This is a genomic window from Polyangium spumosum, from assembly GCF_009649845.1.
GTDB classification, from domain to species: domain Bacteria; phylum Myxococcota_A; class Polyangia; order Polyangiales; family Polyangiaceae; genus Polyangium; species Polyangium spumosum.
On sequence record NZ_WJIE01000022.1, the window covers coordinates 103,324 to 119,043 of the forward strand.

A 15,720-nucleotide genomic window follows, 5' to 3' on the forward strand; every position below is an offset into this window, starting at 1 on the left:
TAGGCCATGCGCATCTGGGTGACCGGCATCGGCGTCGTCTCGCCCCTCGGGCGCGGGGCCGGCGTCACGATGGACAGGCTACTCGCGGGCGATCGCGCCTTCGGGGAGCTCACGCTCTTCCACCTGCCCGACATGCGCACGCGGCTCGCCGCGGAGGTCGCCGGGATCGCCGCGGCCGAGGTCGCGCCCGAGGGCGACGCCGAGGCCTGGTCGCGCACGGACACGATGAGCGTGCTCGCGGTGCGCGAGGCGCTCGCGCAGGCCGGCGTCGCGCCCGATCGAGAGGCGATCGATCTCGTCGTCGGCGGCACGACCGCGGGGATGTACGAGACGGAGGATCTGCTCGCGGAGCTCTCGCGGGACGCGGACGCGATCAGGCCGCTGCGCGCGATGCTCACGCACCCGCTCTCGTCGACGGCCGATCACGTGCGCGCGGCCGTGGGGCCGTTCCGCCGCGTGCGCAGCGTGTGCAGCGCTTGCTCGAGCGGGGCGAACGCGATGGTGCTCGCGGCGGCGTGGATCCGCGCGGGCGTGTCGAACTGCGTGGTCGCGGGCGGCGCCGATGGGCTCTGCCGGCTCACGTACACGGGGTTCGGCGCGCTCTCGGCCGTGGACCCGAACCCGTGCCGGCCCTTCGACAAACGACGCGCCGGCCTGAACCTCGGCGAAGGCGCGGCCTTCCTGGTGCTGGAGCCCGAGGCGGCGGCGCGCGCGCGTGGCGTGGCGCGGCCGCTCGCGGAGCTCGCCGGCTGGGGCGTGGGCGCCGAGGCGCACCACATCACGAACCCCGAGCGCGAAGGACGCACGGCGGCGCGCGTGATGCGGGCCGCGCTGACGAAGGCGAAGCTCTCGCCCGCCGAGATCGATCACGTCAACGCGCACGGGACGGCGACGCCGCTGAACGACGCGATGGAGGCCGCGGCGATCCGCGCTTGTTTCGGGCCGGAGGCCGAGCGCGTCGTGGTCTCGTCGGTGAAGGGACAGATCGGGCACACGCTGGGGGCGGCGGGCGCGATCGAGGCCGCCGTGTCGGTGATGACGATCGCGCGGGGCGAGATCCCGCCGACGAAGGGGCTCGAGGAGGTCGATCCGGCCTGCCCGCTCGTGCACGCGACGCTTCGCACGAAGGCGGACGTGCGCGCCGTGATGTCGAATTCGTTCGGGTTCGGAGGGACGGACACGTCGCTCGTGTTCGCCGCGCCGGACGTACCTCCCGCCCCACGCGCGCCGGAGCGGCGAGGCGTGGTGGTGGTCTCGGCGGCGACCATCGGGCCGCTGGGCGTGCTCGGGGCGCGGGAGAACCACGTGTACCTCGCGCCGGGGCCCGCGCCCTCGTCGGGGCCGATCAGCTTCCAGGCGTCGGAGCACCTCGACGTGGGCCGCGCGCGTAGGCTCGATCGGGCCGGCAGGCTCTCGGCGGTGGCGATCCAGCGGGCGCTCGGGGACGCGGGGCTCGATCCGGTGGATGCCTCCACGGCCGCCGAGGTGGGCGCGATCCTGGGCTCGGCGTTCGGCAGCGTGGACGGCTCGACCGCGTTCATGCGGCGCATCTACGAGAAGGGCGTGAAGTTCGCGAGCCCGGCGGACTTCCCGAACCTCGTGCCCTCGTCGCCCGTGGGGCACGCGTCGATCTACCTCGGGCTGCGCGGGCCGGTGTTCGCCGTGGCCGACCTCGGGGTGACGGCCGAGTGCGCGGCGGTGACGGCGGCGGATCTGATCGCGGTGGGCGAAGGAGAGGTGCTCGCGGCGGGCAGCGTGGAGGAGGCGAGCCCGATGATCGAGCGTTGCCTCGGGCCCGTCTGCTCGGGCGAAGCACGCGGCGTGCGCAGCGAGGGCGCGAGCGCGATCCTGCTCGAGGCCGAGGATCACGCGAAGGCGCGCGGGATCCGGCCGATCGCGCGGCTGCCCTGGTGGACGTCGTGGCGCGGCGAGGGCGCACATGCGCTCGACGAGGCGCCGCTGCCGCCCGCGCGGGCCGCGGTGATCACGGGGCAGGACGAGCTCCCGCCCGGCCTGCGTTTGCCCGAGGCCTGGGCGCGCGTCCCGCATCACGCCGTCGCGCCACGCGCGGGCGTGCACGAGGGCGCGGGTGGGTTCGCCATGGCCGCGGCCCTCGCCGCGATCGCGCAGGGAGAGCTCGACGCTGCGCTCGTCGTGGGGCACGCGCCCGAGCGCGGGTACGCGCTCCTGCTCACGGCCGATCGATCCTCGGACGAACCCGGTTCGTCGTGATGCGCCGCGCGGGCTTGCTCGTGGCCTTCGCGACGATGCTCGGCGCGACCTCCTGCGCGGCGAAGGCCCCGGTTGCCGCGCGCTCGGCCGAGGCGCCCACGCTCGCGAGCTGGCGTGAGGCGCGGCGGAAGCTCGCGGCGCTCTCGCAGGTGGCGCAGGGCGAGGGGGCGCGGACGATGCGGCTCGCGCTCTCGTTGCGGGAGCCCTTGACCGGCCGCACGCTCGAAGCACGCGGCGCCGTGGCGATCGCGCCGCCGGACGCGCTGCGCATGATCCTGCTCGGGCCCGGCGGCACCACGGCGCTCGACCTCTGGGTGCGGGGCGAAGCCTTCCGCTTCGCCGTGCCCGCGATCGATCTCTTGAAGCGCGGCGACAAGGCGACGCCCCGCGCCGAGATGCGGGGTTTGCCCGTGGAGTTCCTCCGCTGGTGGCTGCTCCGGCCCGCGTCGGGCAGGTTGCTCTGGCACGAGCGGGATCCCGCGGGGGATCGGTTCACGCTGCGCGACGGCGCGGCCGTGATCGAGCTTCACGCGGCGCGCTCGGGGGTGGTCTCGGCGCGGCGGACGACGTGGTCGACGGAGGGGACGCGGGCGCGGAGGATCGACGAGGAGATCGTGGAGGCTTCGCGGCTCGGCTGCGGCGTCGTGACGTACCGTCAAGCTTCGACGGGCCTCACGGTCACGGTGAAGTGCGAGGGCGAGGAGACGGGGCGCGCGCCGAACCCACGCGCGTTCGTCGATCCGGATGCGCCCGCGGAGGACGACTCTTCGGGAGGAGGCGCTTCGTGAGTGACGCCTGCGTGATCGCGGTGGGCGCCGTCTCGGCGCTCGGCGTGGGCCCGAGCGCGTACCACGCCGGCGACGTCGGCGAGCGGGCGCGCGTGGTCCTCGCGCGTGACGAGGAGCTCGCGCGTGGCGGGCTCACGCGCCCCTTCGCCGCCCGCGTGACCGCCGAGCTGCCGGGCTTCGAGGACCACGCGGCCTCGCTGCTCGCGTGTGCGCTCGGGCAGATCGTGCGTGGCCTCGACGAGGCGCGGCCTGCCTGGCGTGGCGAACGCCTCGGGATCGCCGTCGGCACGTCGAGCGGCGGCATGCTCGGGGCGACGCGGTTCTTCGCGGCCCGCGAAGCCTGGGCGAGAGGCGAGCCCGCGCGCGGGGACGAACACGAAGCGCTCGCGCGGCGCGCCACCTACTTTGCGCCGTTCGACGAGGCCTTCGCCGCCGCGGGCCTCGCGGAGGAGCACGTCCACAAGCGCGCGCACCTCGTGGCCGCGTGCGCCGCGTCGACGCTCGCGATCGGCCTCGGCCTGCGGTGGCTCGATCGGGGCGCGTGTGATCTCGTGATCGCCGGTGGATACGACGCGCTCTCGGGCTTCGTGGCCACGGGCTTCGAGGCCCTGCGCGCGACGACCGCGTCGCGCCCGAGGCCGTTCCGCGTCGGCCGCGACGGCATGAGCCTCGGCGAAGGCGCCGGCCTCGTCGCGCTCGTCCGCGAGGAGAACACGCGTGGCGCCGCGGTGTTCGTCCGGGTCGCCGGCTTCGGCGCCTCCACCGACGCCGTGCACATCACCGCGCCCGATCGCACCGGCGACGGCCTCGCCCGCGCCGGCGAACGAGCGATCGCCGACAGCGGCCTCGCGCCCGCGGCGATCGGCCTCGTCAGCGCACACGCGACCGCGACGCCGTTCAACGACGCGATGGAGGCACGCGCGATCGGCCGGATCTTCGAGGGGTCATCAGCGCCGTCCACGCTCGGGGGCTCCGCTCCGGCGAGCGGAGCTGCGCCCCCGAACCCCCCCGTCGTGCACCCCTTCAAGGCCCAGATCGGCCACACCCTCGGCGCGGCCGGCGTGCTCGAGTCCCTCGCCGCCGCCGACGCCTTGCGCCGCGGGATCGCGCCCGCCGCCGCGGGGGATGGCGAGCTCGACCCGGACGCCGCGGTCTCTTTGCTCGAGCGCGCCGAGGCGCGACCGCTCGGCGCCGCGCTCAAGCTCTCGGCCGCGTTTGGCGGCGCGAACGCGGCGCTCGTCCTGACGAACACGCCGAGCGGCCGCGCGCCGAGGCGAGCGCGGCCCGTGTACTTGCAGGCGCACGCGGGCGTCACGAGCGTCGATCTGGTCGAGCTCGCGGCGCTCACGGGCGTCGCGCGGGATCGCCTCGCGCGGCTCGATCCGCTCTGTCGGCTCGGGATGCGCGCCGTCGCCGAGCTCGCGCGCGTGGTGGGGCGCGAGGCCCTCGTGGGCGCGGGCATCGTCGTGGGACACGCGCTCGCCACGCTCGACACGAACGATCGCTTCGACGCGCGCAGGCGCGCGCGTGGCCCCGGCTCCGTCGATCCGCGCCTCTTCCCCGCCACCTCGCCGAACGCCGTCGCGGGTGAGTGCGCCATCGTCTACCAGCTCCGCGGCCCGAGCTTCGCCGTGAGCGCGGGCCTCGGTGGCGGCGCCGAGGCGCTCTCCGCCGGCGCCGAGCTCGTCGCGATGGGAGACGCCGATCGTGTCGTCGTGCTCGCGGTCGACGACGCGGGCCCTGCCGCGCGTGATCTTTTGTCGTTCGTGTCCGCGTCGGAGCGCCCCTTCGCCGAGGGCGCCGTGGCCCTCCTGCTCGGCGTTTCGGCTGAAAATGCGCTCGCTTCGATCGACCCTGACATCTGCGCCGACCACCACGCCGGCCCCGTCGGTCACCTTGCCTTGCAGGCAAAGGTCCTCGAATTCGTGACAAAGTGGCGGCCGGCTTGCGGGGGGTAGGGGTCGTCTGGCAAGTTGCGCGTCAGCCACGATGATCCGAACTCTTGCTGCCTTTGCGCTCGCCTTCGGCACGCTCACGGGGTGCTCGACGAAGTACATCCCCAACACGGACGTGGAGGACACGGACGAGAACCGCAGGATCATCGCGTTCTGCGAGAAGTACCGGCACGCCGTGGAGGACAAGGACATCTCCGTCCTCTACAACTTCGCCTCGCCCGATTATTACGAGGACGGCGGCAACGTCGATCCGGGCGACGACATCGATTACGCCGGCTTGAAGGCCTACCTCGCCGGCGCGTTCCAGGACGCCCGCGCGATCCGCTACGAGATCCGCTACCGCCGCATCATGCGCGAAGACGACCTGATCTTCGTCGACTACACCTACAGCGCGAGCTACCGCATCCCCGGCACGAAGGGCGAGGAGTGGCGCCGCAAGGTCGAGGACAACCGCCTCGAGCTCGTGCCGTACCAGAACGACTACCGGATCGTCGCGGGGATGTGAAAGCGTCCCTCACCCCCAGCCCCTCTCCCGCGCGCGGGAGAGGGGAGAAGAGCTAATTGAGCGGGCTCGAGAGCTTGCTCGTCCGCTCGAACACGCCCTTCTCCTTCGCCTCCGCCAGCACGCGGAGCGCTTGCCGGTAGCCCCGCAGCACGAGGCCACGCACCGCGAAGCGGTTCAGGTAGCTGAAGGGCCCGAGCTCCGGCGCGATGTCGAGGAACGTGACCTGCGGGTGGAGCCGGCCGTAGAGCTCCACGCCCTGCCGTTCCTTCTCCGTGAGCAAGACGCTGAGCGACTGCCGCAAGACAGGGAAGGGGCCGCGCCGCGCCAGGCTGCGTCGCCCCTCGCGCGTCTGCTCCGGCTTGTACACGTTCGAGATGATCACCACGTCCGCCCCCGCCGCGATCGCCACGTCCGCCGAGAGCGTGCGCGCCACCTCGCCGTTCACGAAGTACCGATCGCCGATGCGGAACGGGCGGAAGATGCCCGGCACGCAGCAGCTCGCCGCGACCGCCTGGCTCACGGGCGTCGTCTCCTCGTAGCCCGGCCCGAACACCACACGCTCGCCCGTGTCGATGTCCACCGCGGTCACGAAGACGGGGTTCGGGAGCTTGCGGAAATCGTTGATGGGCAAAAAACGCGAGAGGTACCTCTCCAGCCGCGCCGCCGAGAAGATCCCCGAGGCGAGGTGGCCCGGATCGAGGAGCTCCCCGGGCGTCGGCAAGCCGATGAAGCTCGAAGGGAAGAGCCGAGGGCCCCGGTGGCGACGCCGCCAAGGGAGGCGATACGCGTCGAGCAGGACATCGAGCGGGATGTCCTGGCCATAGGTCGCGCAGACGATCGCGCCGGAGCTCGTCCCCACGTAGATCTCCGGCAAGATCCCGAGCTCCTCGCACGCCTTGAGGACGCCGAGGTGGGCCAGTCCTCGCACGGCCCCGCCCGACGCCACGAACGCGACCTTGAGGCGAGTCATGGGGACCATTGTGGTCACCCGAGCGAGGTCGGGCAAACCGAGGTCCAGGCTCTCAAGGCATCTGAAAATCTTCGACGATTCGATAGATGCGGTATCGCTCGCCATCCCGGCGAAGCCAGAGCACGAGCTCGTCGCCGAGCAGGCGATCCGCCCCCACGCGGCTCGTCGTGATGGGCACGCGCACCACGACGTCGCCCGCCGAGAGCGCCTCGACGCGGATCGCAGGGTGCGGCGAGGACGTGAGCGCGTCCTCCGCGCGAAAGACCTCGAGCTCGGCCTCGCGGAAGACGACCTCGCCCGCGAGCTTCGTGTAGTCGAGGCGGCGCATGCGTTGCGTCCAGAAGAGCGGCGCCGAGGGGGAGCTGTTGTTCGGGCCGAAGGTGGTGGTGAGCGAGAGCGCGTCGCGCGTGAAGAGCGGCCCGAGCGCCTCCATGTCCTCGTCGACGATCGCCCGGAAGAACCCGGAGACCGTGGCGAAGACCGCCTCCGCCCCGAGCGGCGTGCGCAACGTGACGAGGCCCGCCTCGGCGCTCGCCACGTCCCTCGCCCGCGGCGGCGCGCTCGCAGGATCCACCGCGACGCCGTCCGGCCTGCGCGAGGCCTCGGGTAGCTCGGAGGTCGTGGCGAACAGGGGCGCGCCCGCGCCTGCGCAGCCCACGAGGCCCGCGGCCACGAACACGAGCACGCGCGCCCCGAGGGAGGCGCGCGCGCGGCCTGGAAGGTCAGATCGGCTCGACGAGGGGATCATCCGTGCGGGTGAGCGTGACGATCGCACGGTCCTGGACGGCCGTCCATCCGGCCGGCCCCCGGTCGTCGTCGAAGTCGGAGGCGAGGATCGACAGGCGGCACGAGGCGAAGTCCGGCAAGCGCATGCGGCCGAGGCCGCCGTCGCCGAGGATCCGCTCGAGGTCCGCCGCGCCCTGGAAAACGCGCAAGAACATGCGGCTGCCCCCGTGCATGGCGATCACGTAGTCGGGGGCCGCCACGAGCAGGTTCATGCGGCTCGGGCCTTTGCCTTCCTCGGCGGAGAGGCCGTCGACGAGCGCGATGCTCGACCGCAGCGCCGTGCGCGCCGTCTCCGGCGGGATGTCCTGACGTTCGAGGGCGCCGGCGTCGTGGAGGAACGAGAGGAAGAGGTGGAAGAGCAGCTCGCTGTCGGTCTCGCCCCGGACGTCACGCTGCAAGAACTGCGGCAGCGAGTCGGACAGGCGGCCGCGCAACGTGGAGAACGCGTCGATCGTGCCCGTATGCGCGAAGAGCCACTGCCGGTAGCGGAACGGGTGGGTGTTCTCCGTGCGCGAGCCGCCGACGGTCCCGAGCCGGACGTGGGCGATCAGGGTGTCGGCGCGCAAGGCCTGGGTCATCTCGGCGATGTTGATCGCGGGACGATCGTCGATGGGGCGACGTTTCAAGAGGATCTCGCCACCCTGGTAGAAGCCGACACCCCAGCCCGGGATGCGATCGGCCTGCTTGTGCACCGTGAGGTTGCGAGCTTCGAGCTCGAGGACCCGTGCCCCGAGGTCCGGACGGTTGCCGACGAAGCCGACGAGACGAGCCATGGTGTTTATCCCTCTCCGCGGCGCGGTGAGAACGTGGGCGGTGGACGGAGCCTGCTCCCCTTTTTGTGATGAAACGGAGGCGACGGGGCAAGTCACAGCTTCGCTCTCATCTCTGATAGACAGGAGCTTCGTCCTCGGACAGGTCGCCCCGGACGTCTCGCGTGACCGCCTCGAACATCCTTTCCGCGATGAACACGAAAAGCCTCGTTTTTGCGCTCTCCCTCGCGAGCACCCTCGCCGCAGCGGCGCTCTCGACTGGCTGCGTCGCCCTCTATCCGGAGATCGGGACCAGCATCCGCAAGATCACCGCCGAGCAGGCGCTCGATCCGCCGCCGCCCGAGGATCTGCGCTGGATCCGCCTCGTCTCGGGGACGGTCAAAGGCACGATGCGCGACGGCAGGACGTGGAAGCAGGCCATCGGCAAGCTGCCGGATCCCTACGCGAAGCTGTACATCAACGACGTGGAGGTGATGCGCACGAACCCGCAGAACGAGACGCTCGAGCCGAGCTGGGACGACGCGCCGCGCGGCAACTTCCAGGTCTCGCCCGCGGACAAGATGCGCGTGGAGCTCTGGGACGCGAACACCGTCACGGACAAGCCCATCGGGGTGAAGGACTTCCGCGCGACCGAGGACGCCGTGCTCGGCGACCGCATCCGGATCGACGTGCCGGGGGCCGGCGAGGTGCTCATCGCCTACGAGCGCGCGCACGCGATGTTCGGGCTCGGGCTCTGGTTCGAGCTGCGGACGGACTCCTGCTTCGTCACGCGCTTGATCGGCGGCAGCCCGGCCGAGCGCGCGGGCGCGCAGCCGGGCGACGAGGTCGTGCAGATCAACGGCAAGCCCGTGAAGACCATGAGCAGCAACGCGGTCCGGAGCGCGTTCAACTCGATCCCGATGAGCGGCCTGCCGGTCGTGCTCCGGCACGCGGACGGCTCGACGGCGACCGTGACCTTCCGCGAGGGGCCCATCTACCCGACGTTCGCCGAGTTCGGCCGCGTCGACTGATCACCCGTGAAGGTCCCTTCGTTCCACCTCTCCACCGAGGAGATCCGCGAGGAGCTCGCGCCCCTCAGGCACCCCTTCTCCATCGCCGTTTGCCGCGCGAAAAACCCCTTCAACATCGGGGCGATCATCCGCACGGCGCACTCGTTCCTGGTGCGCGAGGTCTTCCTCGTCGGCACGGAGCCCTGGTACGAGCGGGCCGCGATGGGGATGGCCAAGTACGAGACGATCGTGGAGTGCCCCGACGAAGAGGTGTTCCTCGAGGCCGTGCGTGGCCGCCCGCTCGTCGGCGTCGAGCGGGATCACGCGAAGACGACGCTCTGGGAGGCCGAGATGCCGGACGGCCTCGTGTTCCTGTTCGGCAGCGAGAACGACGGGCTGTCCGACAGGTTGCTCTCGGCGTGTGATCAGATCCTGGCGATCCCGATGTACGGGATCAACCACTCGTACCCGGTGGCGATCGCCGCGGGCATGGTCATGTGCGAGTGGGCGCGGCGGAAGGATCCACGCGGATCCCTCACGCCGCGCTGAGGGGGTTTGGGGGCGTAGCTCGGCTTGTCCGAGCGTAGCCCCCAAGCGTAGACCGACGTCACTTCGCCGCGGTCGCGCCGCGCCGCTTCTCCAGCCGCTCCAGCACCGCGCGCACGATGAGCGGCCACGCGACCGTCGCGTCCGCGAAGACCTCGGCGTAACGGCCGCCCTCGTTCGGGGGCACGAACTTCCCCCAGCTCACGCCCTCCGAGTACGAGCAGCCCGACAGGCCGCCCCAGTGCACGGGCTCCGGGCAGATACGCACGCCGTACGTGAAGCGCGGGTGCGCGGTCTCCACGCCGAGCCTGTGCCCGACGATGTCGTAGAAGGGCCCGACCTGCTGGGCCCAGTTGCGCGGCACGCCGCCGCCGATCGTGAAGATGCCGAGCTTCTTCTTCGTGCCGATGAGCTTCGCGTAGCTCAGGAGGTCGAGGAACGGGTTGTAGGCCGGCGGCGCCGCGTGCTTGAACGGATCGAAGTTCGGGTCGCTCCCGTGCTGGGCGTGGATCTGGCGCAGCTTCCAGACCGCGACGTCGAGGCCCATCTCGCTGTCCGTGAAGGCCGGGACGTAGACGGGCACGTTGTGCAGGTAGGCGCTGCGCAGGATGCCCGGCGAGTCGCCCATCTCCGCGAGCGCCTTGCCGAGCTGGCGGCAGATCATCTCGCTCGACCACGGCACGTTCGGGTCGAGCTTGTCGAGCTCTGCGCGGACGAACTCGTCGATGGTGTTGAGGTTCTTCTCCATCTCGAGCGTGTCGTAGACGCGGTTGTAGCCCTTCTGGAAGAGCACCTCGTCCGACACGTTCGGGTTCGCCTTGTAGTGCGTGAGCCCCACGGCCTCGCTGAGCCCGTGCGCCATGAGCGCGCCCGTCGAGATGATCGCGTGGATCATGCCCGCCTCGATCATGCGGACGATGACGAGGCCCATCTTCGCGACCGTCATCGCGCCGGAGAAGGTCGCGACGATCAGGCACTCCGGATCGAGCGTCATCTCCGTGAGCACGTCGCAGGCCTCGCCGAGCGAGCGGCCGCTGAACGCGGTGCGGCCCATGGCCGTGACGAGATCGTCGAAGCTCTTGATCTGCAGGGGATCCAGCGCCGTGAGCGGCACGAGCTGGTCCTCGACGCCGTCGCTCAGATCCCGGACGGCGCGCGGCGGCTCGTGTTGACCGTGAGGATGCCTTTCGGACATGACAAACACCTTCTTTGCGGCTGACGGGCCCTTCCGTACCACGTGTCCGGAAGATGGGAAGTCGGGGAGGGGCGGACTTTGCTCTACTTGCGCTCGTCGAGCGTGCAGGAGAGCTTGAAGACCTGGTCCTTGGCGGGCAGGCCGCGCTCGCCGCCCTCCGCCTTCTTGCCGAGGAAGTCCGCCCGAACGAACGTGATCGGGCCCTTCTTCTTCGGGGGCGCCGGCTTGCCGGCCACCACCGGCGGAGGCGGCGGGGGCCGCGACGAGCGATCCGGCGCGTAAAGCGTGGACACCCCCGCCGTGCAGGCCTCGCTGCCGGTGACGCGCACGTCGTAGATCGACGCGGAGAGCGAGCCGCTCGTCCCGTCCATCACGCCACGCGCATAACTACGCGTCACCAGGAACCGCAAGGCGGCCTTGGGCTTCGCCCCGCACGTAGGGAGGCGCGCGACCTGGTTGCGCACGTTCGGCGCCGCCGTCCAGCCGTCGAGCGTCGGCGCGAGCGGCAGCGGCGGAGGCGCGCCCTTCTTCTCGGGCGGCGGGATCGGGAAGATCCGCAACGCGCTCCAGTCGTACGAGCTCAAAAGGACCGGGATCCCGTCCTTCGTCGGCTCGCCGAGCGTGCGCGCGCTGCGCGTGGCCGCCACGTGCCCGATGATCCGCGGTGAGTCACCCGTCACCCACACGATGAGCGCCGTGTCGCGCAGCCACGCGATCGGCTCGCCCTTGTCCGCGCCGAACACCACCTCGTTCGAGGGCAAGAGGTCGTAGCCGACCGTGGCCGTCTCCACGCCGCCGCCCGCCTTCGTGCGCACGAGCAGGTTCTTCCCGCCCACGCGCACCGTGAAGAGCGCCCGCGCCCCCGCGCCCGCGGTCGCGCGGAGCTCCGCGCCCCACGCCGTGCCCTTCGGCGGCGGCCCGCTCCACGTGCGCACCTTGCCGCCGAGCTCGGTCGCGTCGTGCCAGGAGAGCGTCCACTTCGCCGGCTCGGAGCCGGGTTTGTCCGACCCCTCTTCCTCGAGGAGCGCGACCACGTCCATGAGCCCGTTGCGCGCGAGCGGCGAGAGCTTCGACGTCCGGCGCGTGCCCTTCGGCGCCGCGCCCTTCTTGGCGAGGAGCTGGGTGATGAAGCTCGTGCTCGGCATCGGCGCGGTGCCCTGGATCGCGCCTTCGCTCGTGCACGTGAGCACGCGGTCCGCGCCCGGGCCGGGGCTGAGCTCGGCGCGCGGGATGGTCACGTCGAAGGGCGGCGCGGCGCGCTCGTCGTGGGGCTGCTCGGCGCCCCAGCCGATCCGGACGTGCCTGTCGAGCATCACGCCGACCTCGGACACGTTGAAGAGCGCCGGGTCGTCGAGCATGCCGCTCAGGTCGGAGAGCGACGCGCGCACGGGCTCGGGGAGAGGCACGCTTTGCCACGTCTTGCCGCCGTCCTTCGACGCGCTGATCCCCTCGTCGCCGAGCGCGAGGCCGCGGCCGCCGCGGATGCGCCCGTGGGAGGCGCCCGGGATCCGTTGCGGCTTCCTCGCCTCCTTGCCCGCGGGCTGCGAGACCGCGTAGACGCCGTCGTCGTCGGCGAGGATGAAGGAGAGCGTGTGATCGTCGTCCTCCTCGATCGAGCCGAGCACGCGGAGCTCGCCGAGCGGGCGGAAGTCGAGCGTGGCGATACGCTGCTCCTTGCCACCCTCGCCGAGCGCGGCGACGTAGACGCGCTTGTGCTCGGGGACCGGGCGATCTCGCGGGTCACGCTCGTCCTCTTCGCTCTCCTCCTCCCGCTCCTCGTCGCGCGCCTCCTCCTCTTCGTCGCGGCGATCGGATTCGGGCACGTCGCCCTCCCAGAGGTTGCGCACGAAGGCGACGCGGCCGTCGGCGAGCGGGCCGGCGCCACGCGAGTAGAGCTCCACGTCGCTGTGCAACGTGAGCCAGCGGCCGTCGGGTTGGCGCGCGCAGAGGTCGTTGGCGTCATCGGTGTTGCACCCGCCGCCGAGCATGACGCCGCCGCTCGGCGAGGTGCGGAGCTCGGCCTCGCCGCTGCGCACGAGCGCGGGGCGCTCGGGCTTCAAGGCGCCACCCTCGAGCGAGACGCGCATCACGCCGAAGGGATCGTAGTGATCACCGAGCGCGTCCTCGGTGAGCGGGCAGGCGAGCCAGGCGTCTTTGCCCGCGCGGCCCAGGGTGCACGGGCCGAGGTCGTCGCTCCGCGCGAACTCCGAGACGGCCGTGACGAGGCCGGTCTTCGTGTCGACCCGCGCGAGCATGCCGTGGCTCGCCGCGAGCGCGCCGCCGTCGGGCAGGAGCACGCCCGACGAGGCCGCGATCGTCAGCGGATCTTTGTGCGTCGCGCGGATCCACTTCACGAGCGGGGGCTCGTTCTCCTTCGGCGCGTGGTTCGAGAGCCGGCCGAGGTGCGCCTGCGCCACGTCCACCGGCGCGTCGCGGCCCTCGTCGTACACGAACGCGCGGAGCGCGCCGTCGCGGAGGGCGACCTCGAAGACGCGCATCGCGTCGCCCTTCACGTCCTCGGTCACGCGTTTCCACGTCGCGCCGCCGTCGGCCGTGACCGCGAGCCCCACGCCCTCGAAGAGCCCCGCGCCTTCTTTTCCGTCCTTGAACGCGACGGCGCGCAGCGGCAGGGCCGGCAGCGTGGTGACGGGCGAGAGGCGCCCGGTCTCCACGTCGATGAAGCGCGGCATGTCGCCGCCGTAGGTCCAGACCGCGACGCGGCCCGCGTACGCGCCCATCCCGCGGATGTCCTGCTCGGCCTGGGCGAGGGGCGTCGGCGCGCCGAGCGGGTCGTCGAGGCGGTAGACGCCGCGGAGCCCGCACGCGACGAGCTTGCGCTCGCCGCTCGGCATGGGGACCTCGACGACCTCCTCGAGTGGCTCGGGCGAGGCCACGGTCTCGGCCTGCACGGCGCCGTCCTTGCCCACGATCGCGCGGCGCCCGCCGATGAGCACGAGCGTGCCCGAGGCGAGCCTGGGGCCGAGCTCGGTGGCGCCGCCCGCGATCGACCAGCGCGAGGGGGGCAGGGGCGGGGGCGCGGCGATCTCCACCGGCGGGGGCGCGGGCTTCACGACGAGCTTGGGCGGGGGCGGGGGCGTCGAGGAGCAGGCGGTGGCCGCGGCGGACGCGAGCGCGCAGAGCGCGAGGACGGGCGAGAGGGCGCTCGTCCGGCGAAGCAGGGACCTCTTCATGAGGCGCGCACTTTATCGGCTCGTGATCGTGAAATGAAGCGATCTTTCGCCGTGTCAGGGGCGGGCGAAGAGGAGCACGAGCGCGCCGAGGGCGATGCGGTAGACGCCGAACGGCGCGAGCCCGAAGCGCGTGAGGTACCGCAGGAATGCGGCGATCACGAGCCACGCGACGACGAACGAGGCGGCGAGGCCGACGGCGAGCGAGAGCGGGCCGGAGGGGGAGGCGAGCAGGGCCGCGCCGCCCTTGGCGAGGTCGTAGACGGTGGCGGCGCCGAGGGTGGGGATGGCCAGCAGGAAGGAGAAGTCGGCCGCGGCCTTGGTGCGGAGGCCGGCGAGCTGGCCGCCCATGATCGTGGTCATGGAGCGGGAGGCGCCGGGCCAGAGGGCGAAGCACTGGAAGAGGCCGATCACCGCGGCGCGGCCGAGCGTGACGGAGGCGAGGTCCGCGTCGTCGTCTTCGCCCGTCTCCGCGCCGTTTTTGCGTCGCCAGGTGTCGACGCCGGTCATCACGACGCCGCCGACGATGAGCGCGAGGCCAACGGGGCCGGGGCCGAAGAGGTGCTCCTTGATGGTGCGGTGGAGCAAGAAGCCCACGAGCGCGGCCGGGGTGAAGGCGACGGCGAGCGCGGCGAGCAGCCGGAGGCTCGCCGGGTCGCGGCGGAGGGATCCGCGGGCGAGGGTGGCGAGGCGGGCGCGGTAATACACGACGACGGCGACGACGGCGCCGAGCTGGATGACGACGTCGAGGGTCTTTGCGACCTCGTCGTGCTGGCCGAGCCAGGCGCCGAGCAGGATGAGGTGTCCGGTCGACGAGACGGGCAGGAACTCGGTGAGGCCCTCGAGCGCGCCGAGGAGCAGGGCGTCGAGCCAGGTCATCCGGCTTCAGGCGGCGGCGCCGCGCCTCGCCTCGAGGCTGGCCTGCTCGGCGGCGGCCTGGGTGGTGGCGTAGCGGGCGAAGCGCTTCGTGCCGCCCATGAAGATACGTCCCTGGTCCTTGAGCGTCTTCAGCGCGGAGCCGACGGCGGAGCGGGTGAAGCCGGATTGCCGCTCGATCTCGCCGACGCTGAGGCCCGAGCCGTTGGCGATGATGCGGGCGATACGCTCGATGGCGGCGGCGCGCTCCTCGCTGGTCGGGCGAGCGGCGTGCCGGCGCTCGGAGACGGGGGCGCGTACGGTGGCGGGGGCGCGGTTCGGCGCGCGTTTGGTGCGTGCGGGTGTGGGCGTGGACACGGGCGCGGACCTTGCCGGGGTCGAGCGGGGGGCGGGGCGCGAGGCGGGGGCGCGCTCGATGCCGAGGCGGCGGAGGATGAGCGCGCGGATCTGGTCGGCCAATTCGCGGGAGAACTTGCTGACGAGCTCTTCGAGCTCTGCGTCGAAGGGTTGCGCCATGGGAGCGGACCGTAGCATATCCGTCCGGCTGTCTTGCGCGAAGGGCGGGAGAACGCGCGCGAAGGGCGGGGAGGCTCGCGCGAAGAGCGGGGAGGCTCGCGCGAAGAGCGGGGAGGCTCGCGCGAAGAGCGGGGAGGCTCGCGCGAAGAGCGGGGAGGCTCGCGCGAAGAGCGGGGAGGTTCGCGCGAAGGGCGGGGAGGTTCGCGCGAAGGGCGGGGAGGCTCGCGCGAAGGGCGGGGAGGTTCGCGCGAAGGGCGGGGAGGCTCGCGCGAAGGGCGGGGTGTGCAACCGGAATCTTGGGTGACACTTCAGACCGGCAGCCTGGGTGACACTTCCTCGCTCCTCGAGGCATCGACCCACCACCTTGGGTAGCGCGGACCGGCGGCGCAGGGACGTGGACCGGC

General features: G+C 72.2%; 13 protein-coding genes. 6 read left to right on the top strand and 7 right to left on the bottom strand.

All coding sequences use genetic code 11. The annotated features are described in order from the left end of the window. Nucleotides 1–6: 6 nt before the first annotated feature. Genes GF068_RS39430 through GF068_RS39445 form a run of 4 tightly spaced genes read left to right on the top strand, consistent with a single transcriptional unit; the run spans nt 7 to nt 5,480 of the window. Nucleotides 7–2,232 (top strand): beta-ketoacyl-[acyl-carrier-protein] synthase family protein, encoded by a 2,226-nt coding sequence (locus tag GF068_RS39430; RefSeq protein ID WP_153824708.1) that lies wholly within the window; start codon nt 7–9, stop codon nt 2,230–2,232. Then, a complete protein-coding gene (locus tag GF068_RS39435; RefSeq protein ID WP_153824709.1) occupies nt 2,232–3,020 on the top strand; it encodes a hypothetical protein in 789 nt (262 codons plus the stop codon). The genes GF068_RS39430 and GF068_RS39435 overlap by 1 nt, the downstream gene beginning before the upstream one ends. Next, nucleotides 3,017–4,978 carry a beta-ketoacyl synthase N-terminal-like domain-containing protein gene (locus GF068_RS39440; RefSeq protein ID WP_338046756.1) on the top strand — a complete coding sequence of 654 codons (1,962 nt, stop codon included), beginning with the start codon at nt 3,017–3,019 and terminating at the stop codon, nt 4,976–4,978. Before GF068_RS39435 ends, GF068_RS39440 begins: the two co-directional genes overlap by 4 nt. A gap of 31 nt (nt 4,979–5,009) precedes the next feature. Beyond that, entirely contained in the window at nt 5,010–5,480 is a 471-nt protein-coding gene (locus GF068_RS39445; protein ID WP_153824710.1) for a nuclear transport factor 2 family protein, read from the top strand. Nucleotides 5,481–5,532: 52 nt separating this feature from the next. Here the strand turns inward: GF068_RS39445 and GF068_RS39450 are convergent, their stop codons facing one another. Genes GF068_RS39450 through GF068_RS39460 form a run of 3 tightly spaced genes read right to left on the bottom strand, consistent with a single transcriptional unit; the run spans nt 5,533 to nt 8,009 of the window. Next, nucleotides 5,533–6,450, bottom strand: coding sequence for a patatin-like phospholipase family protein (locus GF068_RS39450; protein ID WP_153824711.1), 918 nt, complete (start codon nt 6,448–6,450; stop codon nt 5,533–5,535). Between the two features lie 52 nt (nt 6,451–6,502). Next, nucleotides 6,503–7,135 carry a hypothetical protein gene (locus GF068_RS39455; protein ID WP_153824712.1) on the bottom strand — a complete coding sequence of 211 codons (633 nt, stop codon included), beginning with the start codon at nt 7,133–7,135 and terminating at the stop codon, nt 6,503–6,505. A 37-nt stretch (nt 7,136–7,172) separates the two neighbouring features. Then, the gene (locus GF068_RS39460; protein ID WP_153824713.1) at nt 7,173–8,009 is read right to left on the bottom strand and encodes a class II glutamine amidotransferase; all 837 of its coding nucleotides are present in this window, start codon (nt 8,007–8,009) and stop codon (nt 7,173–7,175) included. A 188-nt stretch (nt 8,010–8,197) separates the two neighbouring features. On the opposite strand from GF068_RS39460, the gene GF068_RS39465 reads away from it, so the two are divergent. Together GF068_RS39465 and GF068_RS39470 are read left to right on the top strand one after the other, a co-directional pair. Next, nucleotides 8,198–9,016 (top strand): C2 domain-containing protein, encoded by an 819-nt coding sequence (locus tag GF068_RS39465; protein WP_153824714.1) that lies wholly within the window; start codon nt 8,198–8,200, stop codon nt 9,014–9,016. 6 nt (nt 9,017–9,022) lie between these two features. After that, on the top strand, nt 9,023–9,544 hold the full coding sequence (locus GF068_RS39470; RefSeq protein WP_338046757.1) for a TrmH family RNA methyltransferase: 522 nt from the start codon (nt 9,023–9,025) through the stop codon (nt 9,542–9,544). Between the two features lie 58 nt (nt 9,545–9,602). Here the strand turns inward: GF068_RS39470 and GF068_RS39475 are convergent, their stop codons facing one another. The 4 genes from GF068_RS39475 to GF068_RS39490 form a co-directional block, all read right to left on the bottom strand. Beyond that, nucleotides 9,603–10,736 carry a deoxyhypusine synthase family protein gene (locus GF068_RS39475; protein WP_153824715.1) on the bottom strand — a complete coding sequence of 378 codons (1,134 nt, stop codon included), beginning with the start codon at nt 10,734–10,736 and terminating at the stop codon, nt 9,603–9,605. A gap of 83 nt (nt 10,737–10,819) precedes the next feature. Beyond that, nucleotides 10,820–13,927 (bottom strand): hypothetical protein, encoded by a 3,108-nt coding sequence (locus tag GF068_RS39480; protein ID WP_153824716.1) that lies wholly within the window; start codon nt 13,925–13,927, stop codon nt 10,820–10,822. Between the two features lie 54 nt (nt 13,928–13,981). Next, complete coding sequence (locus GF068_RS39485) at nt 13,982–14,803, bottom strand: undecaprenyl-diphosphate phosphatase (protein WP_153824717.1); 822 nt, start codon at nt 14,801–14,803, stop codon at nt 13,982–13,984. A gap of 6 nt (nt 14,804–14,809) precedes the next feature. Next, nucleotides 14,810–15,316 (bottom strand): hypothetical protein, encoded by a 507-nt coding sequence (locus tag GF068_RS39490; protein ID WP_153824718.1) that lies wholly within the window; start codon nt 15,314–15,316, stop codon nt 14,810–14,812. Between the last annotated feature and the right edge of the window lie 404 nt (nt 15,317–15,720).